The sequence below is a fragment of the Wolbachia endosymbiont (group B) of Melanostoma mellinum genome (genome assembly GCF_947251465.1).
Lineage (GTDB): Bacteria > Pseudomonadota > Alphaproteobacteria > Rickettsiales > Anaplasmataceae > Wolbachia.
This window is the reverse complement of record NZ_OX366366.1, coordinates 280,936-295,332: the sequence shown is the minus strand read 5'-3', so window position 1 is coordinate 295,332 and position 14,397 is coordinate 280,936. Positions and strand designations below refer to the sequence as shown.

At 33.9% G+C, this 14,397-nt stretch carries 11 protein-coding genes, 1 tRNA gene and 3 pseudogenes; 10 read left to right on the top strand and 5 right to left on the bottom strand.

Annotated elements, in window-relative coordinates:
* Window positions 1-66: 66 nt before the first annotated feature.
* Window positions 67-1,110 (bottom strand): IS110 family RNA-guided transposase, encoded by a 1,044-nt coding sequence (locus OPR42_RS01255; RefSeq protein ID WP_265041569.1) that lies wholly within the window; start codon window positions 1,108-1,110, stop codon window positions 67-69.
* A 219-nt stretch (window positions 1,111-1,329) separates the two neighbouring features.
* Between OPR42_RS01255 and OPR42_RS01250 the strand changes: the two are divergent.
* A pseudogene (locus OPR42_RS01250) lies at window positions 1,330-2,127 on the top strand (IS256 family transposase); the annotation flags it as partial.
* 22 nt (window positions 2,128-2,149) lie between these two features.
* Here the strand turns inward: OPR42_RS01250 and tnpC are convergent.
* Window positions 2,150-3,502, bottom strand: coding sequence for an IS66 family transposase (tnpC, locus tag OPR42_RS01245; protein ID WP_264330462.1), 1,353 nt, complete (start codon window positions 3,500-3,502; stop codon window positions 2,150-2,152).
* A 107-nt stretch (window positions 3,503-3,609) separates the two neighbouring features.
* On the opposite strand from tnpC, the pseudogene OPR42_RS01240 reads away from it, so the two are divergent.
* A pseudogene (locus OPR42_RS01240) lies at window positions 3,610-3,882 on the top strand (transposase); the annotation flags it as partial.
* 123 nt (window positions 3,883-4,005) lie between these two features.
* Here the strand turns inward: OPR42_RS01240 and OPR42_RS01235 are convergent.
* Entirely contained in the window at window positions 4,006-4,974 is a 969-nt protein-coding gene (locus OPR42_RS01235; RefSeq protein WP_264682670.1) for a hypothetical protein, read from the bottom strand.
* Between the two features lie 124 nt (window positions 4,975-5,098).
* On the opposite strand from OPR42_RS01235, the gene OPR42_RS01230 reads away from it, so the two are divergent.
* Window positions 5,099-6,556: a TrkH family potassium uptake protein gene (locus tag OPR42_RS01230; protein ID WP_265041567.1), complete on the top strand. Its 1,458-nt coding sequence runs from the start codon at window positions 5,099-5,101 to the stop codon at window positions 6,554-6,556.
* A gap of 71 nt (window positions 6,557-6,627) precedes the next feature.
* Window positions 6,628-7,185, top strand: a complete 558-nt coding sequence (gene dcd, locus OPR42_RS01225) for a dCTP deaminase (protein WP_006012513.1) — start codon at window positions 6,628-6,630, stop codon at window positions 7,183-7,185.
* Window positions 7,186-7,340: 155 nt separating this feature from the next.
* Here the strand turns inward: dcd and OPR42_RS01220 are convergent.
* Both OPR42_RS01220 and OPR42_RS01215 read right to left on the bottom strand, forming a co-directional pair.
* Window positions 7,341-7,681, bottom strand: a pseudogene (locus OPR42_RS01220) (transposase); the annotation flags it as partial.
* A 15-nt stretch (window positions 7,682-7,696) separates the two neighbouring features.
* Entirely contained in the window at window positions 7,697-8,932 is a 1,236-nt protein-coding gene (locus OPR42_RS01215) for a metallophosphoesterase family protein (RefSeq protein ID WP_007302607.1), read from the bottom strand.
* 190 nt (window positions 8,933-9,122) lie between these two features.
* On the opposite strand from OPR42_RS01215, the gene OPR42_RS01210 reads away from it, so the two are divergent.
* The 6 genes from OPR42_RS01210 (at window position 9,123) to virB11 (ending at window position 14,369) form a co-directional block, all read left to right on the top strand.
* Window positions 9,123-9,210: transfer RNA gene (locus OPR42_RS01210), tRNA-Leu, on the top strand.
* Between the two features lie 20 nt (window positions 9,211-9,230).
* Entirely contained in the window at window positions 9,231-10,316 is a 1,086-nt protein-coding gene (locus OPR42_RS01205) for a GTP cyclohydrolase II (protein ID WP_149168819.1), read from the top strand.
* 72 nt (window positions 10,317-10,388) lie between these two features.
* Window positions 10,389-11,069 carry a VirB8 family type IV secretion system protein gene (locus OPR42_RS01200; protein ID WP_007302609.1) on the top strand — a complete coding sequence of 227 codons (681 nt, stop codon included), beginning with the start codon at window positions 10,389-10,391 and terminating at the stop codon, window positions 11,067-11,069.
* Window positions 11,056-11,847, top strand: a complete 792-nt coding sequence (virB9, locus tag OPR42_RS01195; protein WP_254230093.1) for a P-type conjugative transfer protein VirB9 — start codon at window positions 11,056-11,058, stop codon at window positions 11,845-11,847. Before OPR42_RS01200 ends, virB9 begins: the two co-directional genes overlap by 14 nt.
* A gap of 16 nt (window positions 11,848-11,863) precedes the next feature.
* A complete protein-coding gene (locus tag OPR42_RS01190) occupies window positions 11,864-13,375 on the top strand; it encodes a TraB/TrbI/VirB10 family type IV secretion system protein (protein ID WP_010404940.1) in 1,512 nt (503 codons plus the stop codon).
* A gap of 1 nt (window position 13,376) precedes the next feature.
* A complete protein-coding gene (gene virB11, locus OPR42_RS01185) occupies window positions 13,377-14,369 on the top strand; it encodes a P-type DNA transfer ATPase VirB11 (RefSeq protein WP_019236952.1) in 993 nt (330 codons plus the stop codon).
* Window positions 14,370-14,397 lie beyond the last annotated feature (28 nt).

The following is a 14,397-nucleotide window of genomic DNA, read 5'->3' as shown; positions in this document are numbered from 1 at the left end:
TCTAGCCTTACTTTACTATCAACATTTTGTGTTATTACTACTTTAATATATTATGTCAATTGTTTTTTATCCTTGCCACACCTCTGAACGGATACCTAAATTCTCCTCCAACCGCTTTGCCCTGTAATTCTTGATATGGTCAGGATTAAAAGCACTTTTGGATTTTAGAACACCGAAAATGATATGGAGTAGCTTACGCATTGCAGCACCAACGATAGCCATATTATGCTTACCCTTTTCCTTTAATCTCTGGCAAAAACTAATAATGATAGGATTGTGATTCTTAGCTACTATAGCAGGAAAGAAAAGTGCTTTACGTAATGTTTGTGAACCGGATTTACTTAATCTGGGTTTGGCATATACAGAGGAACCTGACGTCATATTTCGTGGTATAACTCCTGTATATGCTGCCAATTGCCTGGCATCTCTAAAAACCTCTATGTCAGGAACTTCAGCTAAAATAGCTATTGCTGATTCTTCTCCTATTCCTGGAATAGTCAATAGAAGTTGAAAATTTTCCAACAATTCTTTATGTTGATTTAATAGTTCACGTACGGAGTTTTTTATTGTTTCTATTTTTTGAGCTATATTCATTGCAAGGTCTTCCCAAGCACTTGCAACTTCTTTAAGCAGTCTCTCTTTTTTTTCTAAGTGGTTATTTACTAATGTTAACTCATCTTTTAACGCAACTGAGCAACGATAAAGATGTTTTAATTTTTTCATTTCAGGAGAAGGTGGTGTCCAACTAGAAGGTTCCTGTCTTTGGCAATAATCAGCAATAACTTCTGCATCGGTCTGATCATTCTTTTGTCGTATCAGCTTACTCCTTGCATAAGATTTTATGCAATAAGGATTTACAACACTAACAGAATGTCCAGCGTTGTGCAGAAACTCAGCCAAAGCTTCGCTATAACAACCAGTAGCCTCCATGCAGGCTTTTACTTCTTCTACATTATGTTTTTGTAGAAAGCTAAGTAAACCTTGAAACCCAGAATCCTCGTTTTTAAAACTCCTTTTTCTAGTTTCACATCTTCCTTTTTTGCTTATGAACGAGAGAAAAACATCAAAGCGATCTTTCGATACATCTATACCTAAAAAGTTGTTGATCATATATAACCCCATGCGTTACCATTAAAAATGAAAAGTAAGGCTAGTCTTGTGAATACAGAATTAGAACCATTTAGGTTTTTCTACGATACCGTCCAGCCTGTACTCTTGAGAAGAGAACTCTTATCTACCTTACAGATTTTATATCTAAGACCACTGACAGAGTTCTTCTCTTCTCCATCTAATGCTTAAGCTTAAAACATTAGATGCTTTTTACAAGATACAAGACCATTGACGGAAAGAGATGGTGCATTAACACCGTTTGTAAAAAAACTGCTAGAGGGAAGGCGAGATAGAAAACCATTTGTCAGCTGAAAGCGAAAAAAACAACCGAAGAAATTCAAAGACTTTACGGACAAGTATTTGAACTATTGACACCAATAGATAGGGAAGGAAGCTTTGAGCCACAAGTAGTCAGAAAAAGGCAAACAACCGAACTTGAAGCAAAGGTTTTAAGTACATATGCCAGTGGCATGGGATATAGCATCGCATGTAGAAGAAATATAAAATATCTGCAGCAGAGATATCAAGTATTACTGACAAATTGTTACCGGTAATCAACGAATGGCGCAGTCGTCCGCTGCAATCTGTATATCCAATAGTGTTCATGGTTTTTTAAGGTCAAGGAGGACGGGCATTGTGTAAGCAAATGTATGTATAACATATTAGCAAAATGGCAGAAAAGAAGTTTTGGGTTTTTATTTGGCTGAAAGTGAAGTTCTGGTTGGAAGTACTAAATGACCTAAAGGAGAGAGGAGTAGATGATATTCTGATAGCTTGTGTTAAAAAGCTTTCCTACAGCTATAAATAGCGTATTTCCTAATGCAGAAGTGCAGCTGTGTATAGTGCACCAAATACGCAACTCATTGAAGTACGTGGCTAGCAAAGATGTAAAGAGCTTTTTAAGTGATTTGAAGAAGGTATATCAAGCTTCAAGCAAGGAAGTTGCTGAGAATTATTTATTGGAATTGGATGAAAAATGGGGTGCAAAGTATCCTATGGTTTTGGCAGAACAATTGGGGTATCCGTTCAGAGGTGTGGTTTAAGAAACAACAGCTAGCAGGTTTTGAAAAGGGTTTAATTCCTTTTGTTTCCAAGTCAGATACAACGAAATTATCCGCTCAAGAAATCTATTCCCTCGCTCTGACTGTGCAAAATATGAATTCTTACGATAGACAACATAATGCCGTATCTGTCGCTCAACATGGTTATTCGTTAATGGAATATTCTCTGGGTCATCCAAAAATGTCCACATCATTGACTCGGATTTTATAATACCCTTTACCGTTCGTGAAGCTCCTTTTGCTTCAAGTATATAAGATATTTTTATCATGCAGTACTGTATGTATCTTCGTAATTCTTTAGCTTGCTTAGTGAACTTTGAAATACTAATTTCATTTTCTGACAAAGCGTTTTTTAATACAAACAATCCATTAGCTGCGTCTTTTAAACAATGGCCAAGTCTCATTACTTCACTATTCCAACTATGAGATAACCTCTCGAAATTTCTCAATAAGTGAGCCCAACAAATTTGTCGTTTTTCATCACTGAAGTGGTTGTAAACTGCATATCTGTCAGTAATTACCAGGTTTTTGTAATCACAAAATGCACTATTCTTTAAAAATTTCATTCCTCTTGTATCTGCTAACTTCATAAGACTTGCTTTATTGTTGGCAAACATCCAGCACCATCCCAATTTGCCTTTGTTGTAGTGACTGGTTTCATCAATATGCAAAATTTCGCTTGCTTTTATTTCTTCCTCTATTTGTTCATAGGCTTCTTTACATTTTGACGAAACCCTTGCTTCACTATTGGACACACTACCAACACTTATACTCATGTTAAAGATGTCTTTCATAATATTCGCTATTTCTCGCTTTGAATTCTTATAAAACCCACTTAGTGATGCAACTACTGACTTAACTCTAGGACCAAAGGTATCCGGTGTAACTCCTTCTGGTAATTTGCTACTCCTTCTTTTTCCGCATTTACGACAGCGACCATGTTCTAATTGATACTCAACTACGTAAGGCTTAATTTCTGGTAAATCAACTTTTTGATAGACATATGGTTTTTCCGATATTGCGATTTCTTCACCACACTCGCATCTATTTGGTAACTCTACCTTCACCACCTCATCTGCTTCCATTTTAGCTCGGCAATTCCCCTTATGTCCAACTTGACCACCTATCTTCCTGCCGCCCTCTGACTTATCTTCTGGTGTGTCTTTTTTTATTTTGTACAGCTCTTTTGAACTTGGTAAAGATGAATTCCTTGAGTTTAAGCCGAGTCTCTCTCTTAGTTCAGCATTCTCTATTTCTAAGATTTTATTTTTTTCTTCAAGCTTTGCTACTTTCTGCTCTAAGTTTTTACATAACTCTACAATACTGATCAACAATTGAAGCATCTAGCCTTACTTTACTATCAACATTTTGTGTTATTACTACTTTAATATATTATGTCAATTGTTTTTTATCCTTGCCACACCTCTGAACGGATACCAATTGGGAGAATTTATCTGGTTATTTTAAGTATTCAGGCCCAGTCAGAAGGGTAATTTACACTACCAATCCCATAGAGGGGCTGCATAGGCAAATTAGAAAGTTCACCAAGACCAAAGGCTCATTTACCAGCATAAGTGCCTTGTATAAACAGGTATATTGTGCTATAAAAAAGGTGGAAGAGAAATGGACTATGCCTGTACATGATTGGGCATTAACCATATCCCAGCTCGACATTTTCTTTCCTGGTAGATTGAAAATTGAGTTGAGCTAAAAATTAGGTTTGACACAGTTTATTTAACACTCCCTTTTTATTCTGGATACTAGGTTAAAAATAGAACGTTTAAATTTCTTGTTTTTATTGTTATCATACTTAGATTTCCTAAGAACTTATTTACTACAAAATACAACAAGTTCTATTTATTTGAGAAAGTTGTGCGTCTTGTAGAACAGATTTTGTTGTAGGTTTCTCTGTAGCTATTTCAAGGTTTTCTTCTATGCTTTTTTGTTCTGTGTAATCTTTAACTTCTTGAATGAAATCTTCAAGCCACTTCTCACTACCTATCTTGGCATGTCGTTGTTGCTCACCTTTAAGAAGTTTTATTACAGCTGCATCTTGATTTTCAGGCACTCTTTGATATTTAAGCCACAAGTCACGAATATCAGGAGGAGCTTTTTTCAAATGAGCTTCAAAGGTTGCTTTTGTGTCTTTTGTACTTTCTTCTTGTTGATCTTGATGGAATTTAAACCAGAAATTGCGAATATCAGGAGAAGCTTTATCCCAAAGAAGTTTAGTAATTTCTTTTATATTTCTCAGATCTTCTTGTTTCAATCTTTTACCATCACCTATATATCGTTTATTAAGACCAACTTGCAGAGGATAAAGTAAAAGGGTAGTTTTGCTCTGTGAATGTATAGGTCTATTTAAAATCATTGCTAAATTTGTATCACAATCTTCTAATACTGCTTTAACTTTTTTAACATCTAAATAATCTATTGCTTGACGTAATTTGTGGTGAAGATCACTTGTTCTCTTTAAGTTTTTCACTTTTTGCATATGCGAATCATAACTTCCTTTCGCTTCTTGCATAGCTATATCACACGAAATACTCTCAATTTTTTGCTCCATTTTCTGTATACATTGATTAATTTCCTTTTGATTTTTTTTGAATATAATCAACTGTGAAATGGTACAAGGATTAGGTAGATCGTCTTTAAACTCTTTTTTTATATTACTAGGTAATTCGCTTTTCAAAACTTCTTGTATATCGCTATCGTAATTATTTTTTATATTCTCAAAGTTGCCTTGTATAGCTTCACTAATTAATGAATCTCGAATGTTTTTTTGTCTTTCAGTTAATAACATACCTTACCTCTACCTCTTATGGCAAATTTAGCGCTATAATTATACGTATTTATAATCAAGTCAAGAGAAAAAATTAGCAAAGCGTTTGAAGTTTTAATAACATATAGCTTTCACAGTACTGTCTATGGAAAGTCTGCAAGTTTTACGTTCAATTGCGTTTATTGTGGGAATTTTTCTATTGTTGTTTGGCGTAGCAATGCTTATTCCTGCTATTACTAATAATTATCTAGGTTACGAATGGAAAAATTTTCTGGTTGGATTTATAGTTACCTGCACATTTAGTGTGATTTTTATTCTACTGGGTAAACTAAATAGGGTACATGGAATGCCGGCAATTTTTGCGATTACCAGTTGTACCTGGATTGCATTATCTCTATTTGCAGCTATTCCATTTTATCTTGATAGTTTAAGCTACATTGATGCACTGTTTGAAGCAGTATCTGGGATTACAACCACAGGAGCAACTGTTCTAAGTTACATCGAGCAACAATCTCCGGGGATACTACTGTGGAGAGCAATGCTGCACGGTATAGGTGGTTTTGGAGTAATTACAGTAGGAATTGCAATTTTTCCCATATTTAAGGTTTTGAGCTTAAATAATTTACTCTATTCTGAGTACTCAGATGCTCTTAAAAGAAAGTTACCACATACGCGAAGCGTAGTAATACATATTGCAGAAATATATTACTGCCTAATTTTATTGTGCATATTTTTCTACTATCTAGCTGGCATGCCATTATTTGACGCAGTATGTCACGGAATGTCCGCTGTATCAACTGGTGGATTTGCTAACTATAACGATTCTATAGGCTACTACAATAACCCTATATTGGAGGTCATAACAATTATCTTTATGATTTTAGGCTCTTTACCTTTTCTGAGCTATTTAAAAATTATAAGACGATTAGACGTTTGTTATGATGAACAGGTCTCTTACTTTATTAAGATAGTTGTTATCTCATCTTTGCTTGCTTGTTTTTGGTTATATAAAAATTTTGACTTAGGAGTATTTTTATCATTTAGGTACAGCACATTCACCATTACCTCCTTTATCACATCAACTGGCTATGTAATGTGCAACTACTTGAATTGGAGCTTTATTTCAGTCTTAGCTTTCTTTTTAGCCTTTATTGGTGGATGTGGTGGTTCTGCTAGTGGTGGAATCAAAATCTTCCGTTTAGTCATTTTTCTAAAATCTATAAGGAATTACTTTAGCTCTTTATTAAATCCAAGTGAAAGCGATAGAGTAAAACTCAATGGTAAAATACTGGAGAATGATGAAGTTCAATCTGTCTTTACGTTTTTTGCGATTTACATGTTAACGTTCGCTATATCATCAATAGTGATGTCTTACTTGAGCAATGCGGACTTTATAACTAGCATCAGCTCTGTTTCTGCAATGCTTACAAATTCTGGCCCAGGATTTAGTAACCTAATAGGTCCTTCAGGTAATTATTCCTCCTTTAGTGGTGGAGTAAAGCTATTTCTATCGTTTTTGATGCTGCTTGGCAGGCTTGAAATATTGCCAATTTATTTTTGTATAGGTAGTTTATACTGGAAACTTTGCCATTCCAGAGTGTAACGCTAATTCAGGTTTACATTTAAATTCTATTACATATTATTATAAGTATTACAAAACTTTAAAGGACAATTATGGCAGTTATGCCAGATAAATGGATAAGGGAAAAGGCTGAAAACTCTAGAATGATAGAGCCTTTTGTGAATCATAAAAGCAGTAAGGGTGTTGTATCTTTCGGATTATCATCTTATGGCTATGATGCAAGAGTTAGTAATAAGTTTAAGATTTTTACTAATGTTAATTCAGCTATTGTAGACCCCAAGAATTTTTCTGAGAATAGTTTCATAGATAAGGAAACAGATGTATGTATAATCCCACCAAATAGTTTTGTACTTGCCAGCACGGTGGAATATTTTCGTATACCAAGGAATGTACTGGTAATTTGTGTTGGTAAATCAACTTATGCAAGATGTGGTATTATAGTAAACGTCACACCTTTAGAACCTGGATGGGAAGGTCATGTCACACTTGAATTCTCAAACACTACTCCACTTCCTGCAAAAATTTATGCTAATGAAGGCGCATGCCAATTTGTGTTTTTAAGCGGCGAAAGTGAGTGTGAGAAATCATATGATGATATGAAAGGAAAATATATGAACCAACATGGTATCACTTTGCCGTTAGTTAAGTGATTACTTTAGATGCATTTCTTTATTAATTGATATCCTTTCAAGCTGCTAACACTGATTGCATTTGCCTAGTTACAAAAATAATGTCTGTGCTAAAACATGCTTATATATAGCTCTTTTTCTAATAGTTCGAATAGCTGGATATTCTTTCTGGCTCAATTTTTTATAACAAACCAATGATTTGATTAAAATCAGGAGAATGTGTAGGCAGATATATAACTTCAGCACCGACACTTTTAACAAATTCACTTGTTTTCTATGAAAAGTTGCATTATCCAAAATCACCCAGCAAAAAGTTTGAACTAGCTATTAAAAACGTCTGTATCGCAGTAGCCTTCAAAAATCATAGGCGCCATAATTTTTCCCTTATTCAAAGCTGCAATCATACTAATACGCTGACTTTTGTGTTATCAATTCCAGATTAGTCGATATATACAAGAATTTCAGTGTTTTTTGTTGCTATGAGTTTTTTAAGCTCAGCACGTTTTTTCTGCGTCCTTAAATAGTCCTAATTTTAATTTGTTTTAAGTTTAAAGTCTTTCGTTAGGTTTGCAGAATACATTTCCTTATTATCTTGGTTATAGAAAGTAAATTTGTGATCGTCTAAACCTAATATTGCAAAGCCAAAGCCGAAAAAGTTTCTAACTTCGTGTGCTAAGTAATTTCTACTATTTGGATAGTTAAATTCTACGTTTTGATAAACAGGTTCTTGATCTTGAGCGTGTAATAATGCACCGCCGTTTCCAACTATAATCTGATCTGGAACATTATCCATTAATAAAATCTGGGCTATATGAATGTGGCCAGAAACTATGGTAGTAACATTGCTTGGAAATTTATCTCCAAAAGCTTCAATTTGTGTAAGATTACCATGGCTTTTTAATGTCAAAAATTCTTTTTTTGGAGATCTCCAAAGTGGTTTATGAGTCAAAAACCACGTGGGCTTATCTTGTATCAATTTATCAAACTGCCTCTCAAAAGCATCAACTGTGCTTTGGGTTGTAAAAATTTCCTCACCGGATGAAGAGTCGAAGATAAAAAACTTCATCGGCCCAGCATCTAAGAACCAACTGGAAATAAGATCTTCACATTTTTGAGGGGAAAAGGGGTATGAATCTAAATATCTGAACCATCCTTCATAAGCTCTATTACAACTCTCATGATTTCCACGAACAAAAAGAAAAGGAGATTGTGTTAAAATATCTTTTGCAGGCTCAAACCAATCAGCGTACCAAGCTTCTTTGCTATATCCATAAATATCGCCGCACTTTTTTGTGTTTCTACATTTTGTTTGTCTATAATGATAATCACCAACATGGATAATTAAATCTGGTTTATGAAAAGCGATTGAATCTAAATTTTTTTTCAAAGGCCAGCTATCTACAGAATTACATTCTTGCTGAAATAACATATTTATTCTACATCCTGTATCGCCAATGAAGGCAATTTTGCTGATCTTTTCCGCTAATACGGGAACTTTTATATTGTCAATACTAATGTTTTGAGCATTTGTTTCTACTATCAGTTCACAAACTGTTTCGGTATTGTTAATTGAGCTGCGACTTAGCATTTCTACTTCCTTATTATCGACGTAAGCAATGGGACACATGTTATTGTCTATAATTGCACGTATGCTTAATTTATTTTCTGGAATGATTTGAGACCATGTGTACAATATTTGTGCATGAGTGGAGTGAAAGCTAATTGTAAGAGATAGAATTAAAAAAATGAAGATATTAGCTACTTTCATTTGTATAAAGACCTAAATTAAGAATTAGTATTAAGATTATCTTAAATGATTAAAGTTTGTAACCATAAAATTCATAGCTAAATTATACAGGCATTTCCTAAATTATCCTAGTATCAGATTGACACTTTAGATGAAAAACCCTAAAATGATTAAGTAATTTAAAGTAATTATATAGAAACTAGAATAAAGTGCGGTCGTGGTGGAATTGGTAGACACGCAGCGTTGAGGTCGCTGTGGCTCACAAAGCCTTGGAAGTTCAAGTCTTCTCGACCGCACCAAGTTGTTTGGTGTAGGTGAAATGTTTATAGGAAATCAAAGTAGAAATAAAGTAGAAAGGGCCATCAGTGAAGTCAGGCGTGGTCTTCCAATTTTAATATATGATGATGAAAATAACTATCTATTGCTTGCTGCTGCTGAAACTTTAGAAAAAAATTTATTTAGTCAATATAAGCTTATATCAGGTAATGTGTATGTTACTTTGACTGCAAGTAAGGTAAAATACATATGTCAGAGTAAAGAACATAGTAGCAAACGTCTGTTGATAAGCAATTTTGATGAACTGCTCCATTTAATAAACTGTTCAAAGGAAGATTGGATAAAAGAGTTGCAATGCTCAAAGACAATAGATGCGTATGCTGTTGCCTTGCTTAAGTTCTCAGAATTATTGCCATACGCGTTAGTGGCTGATATGACTTTTGAGAATAAACATGAAATGCGAAATTGGTGTGAAGAAAATGACATTATTGCACTAAATACGTTACTTGTGAATGATTTTCAACAAAATCATAGTGTGTATGAAGTGTGCAAAACATCATTATTTTTAAAACAGACTCAAGAAGTAGATATCATATCTTATAGAACCAAAAGTGGCGGAAGAGAACATTATGCAATTATCATTGGCAATCCAGATGAAGATAATGAGCCATTAGTGAGAATTCATTCTTCATGCTATACAGGAGACTTATTAGACAGCTTATCATGTGATTGCAGAAGCCAGTTACATCAAGCGATTCAAATAATGACCGACTTTGGGAATGGCATTATATTATACTTGATGCAAGATGGGAGAGGCATTGGTTTAACTAATAAGTTAAGAGCATACAGTATGCAAAGAAAATATAATCTTGATACTGTTGATGCAAATAGAGTATTGGGTTTTGAAGATGATGAAAGGAGCTTTGCTGTTGCAGCTAAAATACTTAAGAAATTGAACATTAACAAAATACAATTACTTACAAACAATGGTAGAAAGTTATCAGAGTTGAAAAATAACGGTATAGAAGTTACAAAGTGTATACCACTTATTATGGAACGCAATGAATATAATGATTCATATATGGAAACAAAATTTGGCAAGTTAGGCCATGGATTAAGGGTTTATTAGCTTTTTTGTTATAACTACTTTGTTAGCTTGCTATGTTAATTAATATAAGTTAAGATTTTTAAGAATATTGAGATGCTGAAATTTTTAAAACAAGAAAAAAGTAATGAGTCATTGGATAAGGATATAAATTGGAATTCAAGTCGCTATAGCACAGTTGTTGCTCAGAGAAATACTTTACTTTTATTTACATTAATATTACTAGTTGCAATTTCTATAAGCATATTAGCTATATTTAAAATTAGCACAAGTAGCACTATTGAGCCATTCGTTATAGAAATTGATAAAAAATCAGGAATAGTGCAATTGGTTGATCCTGTTACAGTAAAACAATATTCTGCAAATGAAACGCTGAACGATTATTTTATTTCAGAGTATATAAAAGCAAGGGAGGTTTTTGACCCATATAATTATAATTATAATTATTATACAAAAGTAAGGTTGTTTTCTTCGCCTAGTGTATATAGTGAATTTAGCAATTATATAAAATCGCAGAATATGAATGACCTTTTTAATTTATATTCAGATGCTAAAGGTGAGTTGAAAATTCGTTCAATTCAAAAATTAGGTAATGATGCTCTTCAAGTGAGATTTTCTATAGAATTTACACGAAAAGATGGAAATTCCTCAAGGAAAAATAAGATAGTTGTGATGTCGTATAAATATGCATCGCTTGAAATGAATGATCAGCAAAGATATATTAACCCGTTAGGGTTTCAAGTTATTTCATATAGAGTAGATGATGAATATGTGTAGGATATTGTTAGTTTTAGCTTTACTAATAAGTGGCAACTTAAATGCATCTATTAATAATAAACCTATTTCTGTAGATAGTAGAATAAAGACTTTTGTATATAGCCCTAATGAGGTGTTTACAGTAATTTTTAGTCAAGGTTACTATTCTTATATTGAGTTTGCAGAAGGGGAAAAAGTCAAAAATATTGCTGTTGGTGATGCATCAAGTTGGAAAATTAATCCTTATGATAATAAACTGCTTGTCATGCCATTTGAAGTCAGTAGTCGCACTAACATGATTATTACGACAACTAAAAAGAGAAATTACATTTTTGATCTAATTTCAAGACCAAATTACGATAAATACCCAGATGCTGATGCTAAAAAAGTGGATCATGATTATTCCGTTGAAAAGGATATATCTTACGTAATACGTTTTTATTATCCTCAAGAAGAAGATGAATTTGATGTTGATTTAGATGAGGTTTCTTTACCTACTCAAATGCAATACATTACAGAAAAGCCAGAAAAAATAATACAAGAAAATAATACGAGGTACAACTATACATATATTGATGAAGGTGGTAACGTAGATATAGTTCCAATTGAGTTATTCGATGATGGTTATTTAACCTATTTAAAGTTTAGAAATAGTAATAAAATTCCTCAGATTTTTATAGAAGGCGAATCCTGTAAAAGGCTGTTATTTGATGATTATGTTGTAATAAAAGGAGTACATAAAAAGCTATTAATGCGTTATGAAGGTAGTGAAGTTGAAGTTATAAATAGGTCACTTTAGTTCTGGTACATATAATATGAGTAAAGAAAGGCATAATAGTGTAGAAGATGAATCAGAGATAGAAAGCAAGGTAGTAACAGTTGGCTCTAATCAAGGTTATAAGGCATTGATGATAGTTATGGTAGCGCTCTTAGTTGGTGGAGTGTACTATCTTTATTTTAGTCCTTCTAATAAAGAGGGTCCAGAGATTGTTAAAAAAGAGGAAACAAAGCAAAACATTCAAGAATTGAAAGGAAAGTTAGAACAAGTTCCAGATAATGCAATAGTTTCCGAAAGAGTAGTAACTGATCTCTTGCCACCCTTACCTCCTCTTCCTATTCCACAAGTCATACCAGAAGTAAAACAAATCAAAAAAGAGGAAGTGACAAAAAAAGAAGAGCAACTAAAAGAAATTCCCTTGTCAAATATACCTGTTTTACCAAAGCAAAATTTTCCTTCTGGTAATGTTATTAGCAATTTGCCTACTTCATTTCCTACAATAGGGGGTGGCGGTTATCCTAGAGACAGACGTAGTGCACAAATGTTAGCAATTTCAGGTAGTAGTGGGGAAGGTAAAGCTACAGATGCTGTTTTATCCAATACCTCAGCACAATCGAGCAAAGCTACCAAAGCTGGAAAGCTTGGTTTAATGATTATTCAAGGTAAGGTTATTGACGCTATTCTTGAAACTGCAATAAGTTCTGACTTACAAGGAATGCTCCGTGCTGTTGTTAGTAGAGACGTTTATGCAGAAACTGGTGATACAATTTTAATACCAAAAGGTTCAAGGTTAATAGGTGGTTATTCATTCGACTCAAATGTTGCAAAAGCCCGCGTGAACATAAATTGGAATAGGATCATTCTTCCTCATGGTATAGATGTTGCTATTGCATCATCTGGTACCGATGAGCTTGGAAGGGCAGGGATAGCTGGAATAGTTGATAATAAAATAGCAAGTGCATTATTCTCTTCAGTGGCACTTGCTGGTGTTTCGATTGGTTCAGCTGTTGTAGGACAAAAAGCCTCTAATCTTATCGATGCGCTAACTGCCATGGATGCAGTGAAGTCTATTACTGCAACTGAAATAGATATTTCTTCTCTCAAAGGGGCTATTGTTGAGAGATTGGAGAATTCTATAAAAACTGAAGTTGGGAAGGTAGGAGACGAAAAATGGAAATTGGGTATTAGGGCTATTGAAAAAATTCGAAATGCTAAAAGTGATCAGGATTTGCTGAGAATAATAAAGGAAGAAATAGTAAGTGTGATAAAAAGTTCTGGAGCTAGTGGAGTTGATACAATTACTAGTGACAATATCGGTATAACTTTAGACGATGTACGTCAACTGTTGAGGCAAACTCAGAAAAGAAGCAAATCTGTTTATGATGAAGCAATTGGGAAGTCAATCAATGATTTTTCCAAAGACATGCGAGATATAGTTGATAGGAGTGTAGATAAAAAACCAACTATTTATGTTAATCAAGGAACTGCATTGAAAGTATTTGTTAACCAAGATATAGTATTTCCTCCACAGTCAATATTAAATAACTGAAATGAACTATGCTGCACTTGATACATACTTGGAGCCATTACAAGGGATATTTCAAGAGGAAGGTGTAAATGAAATATCAATAAATAAACCGAAGGAAGTATGGATTGAAAATCGCGGTGAAATAAGATGCGAAAAGTTAGAAATATTTGATCTTAATCATTTAAAATCTCTTAGCAGGTTGATTGCTCAAGCTACAGAACAAAAACTGAGCGAAGAGACACCGCTGCTTTCAGCTACATTACCAAATGGTTATCGTATACAGATAGTGTTTCCTCCAGCATGTGAGCCTGATAAAGTAGTCATTTCAATTCGTAAACCTTCTTCTATGCAATTGGCATTGGATGATTATGAAAAAATGGGGGCTTTTTCTGAAACTGTTATAGGAGTGACCGATAATCCAGTAGATCGTCACCTAGATTTGCTACTGAAACAAAAAAAAATAAAAGAGTTTTTAGAATATGCTGTAATAAGTAAGAAAAATATCATAATTAGTGGTGGAACTTCCACTGGTAAAACCACTTTTACTAATGCTACTTTGCGTGCTATTCCATCTGAAGAAAGAATTATTACTGTTGAAGATGCAAGAGAGATAGTTTTGAATGATCATCCCAATAAAGTCCATTTAATTGCTTCTAAAGGAGGGCAAGGCAGGGCAAAAGTGACCACTCAAGATTTGATAGAGGCATGTTTACGTTTAAGACCAGATAGAATAATAGTTGGTGAGCTGCGTGGAGCAGAAGCTTTTAGTTTTCTTAGAGCAATAAACACTGGCCACCCAGGGTCAATATCAACTCTTCATGCGGATAGTCCGGCAATGGCTCTTGAGCAAATAAAACTTATGGTTATGCAAGCAAATCTTGGAATTCCCCCAGATCAGATCATACCATACATTAGAAATGTAATTGATATTGTTATTCAGCTAAAAAGAACCAGTGGAGGCAAAAGAAGCATTTCTGAGATATTATTTACTAGATCTTCAAATGAAAATACTTAAATTTATACGTAAGTTAAGAAAAAGTAGT

Excerpts from the sequence above, each read along its gene's own strand:
- OPR42_RS01205 (WP_149168819.1), top strand. The coding sequence starts at position 9,231 with ATGTTTATAGGAAATCAAAGTAGAAATAAAGTAGAAAGGGCCATCAGT.
- virB9 (WP_254230093.1), top strand. The coding sequence starts at position 11,056 with ATGAATATGTGTAGGATATTGTTAGTTTTAGCTTTACTAATAAGTGGC.
- OPR42_RS01230 (WP_265041567.1), top strand. The coding sequence starts at position 5,099 with ATGGAAAGTCTGCAAGTTTTACGTTCAATTGCGTTTATTGTGGGAATT.
- OPR42_RS01215 (WP_007302607.1), bottom strand. The coding sequence starts at position 8,932 with ATGAAAGTAGCTAATATCTTCATTTTTTTAATTCTATCTCTTACAATT.
- OPR42_RS01255 (WP_265041569.1), bottom strand. The coding sequence starts at position 1,110 with ATGATCAACAACTTTTTAGGTATAGATGTATCGAAAGATCGCTTTGAT.
- virB11 (WP_019236952.1), top strand. The coding sequence starts at position 13,377 with ATGAACTATGCTGCACTTGATACATACTTGGAGCCATTACAAGGGATA.
- OPR42_RS01235 (WP_264682670.1), bottom strand. The coding sequence starts at position 4,974 with ATGTTATTAACTGAAAGACAAAAAAACATTCGAGATTCATTAATTAGT.
- OPR42_RS01190 (WP_010404940.1), top strand. The coding sequence starts at position 11,864 with ATGAGTAAAGAAAGGCATAATAGTGTAGAAGATGAATCAGAGATAGAA.
- OPR42_RS01200 (WP_007302609.1), top strand. The coding sequence starts at position 10,389 with ATGCTGAAATTTTTAAAACAAGAAAAAAGTAATGAGTCATTGGATAAG.
- dcd (WP_006012513.1), top strand. The coding sequence starts at position 6,628 with ATGGCAGTTATGCCAGATAAATGGATAAGGGAAAAGGCTGAAAACTCT.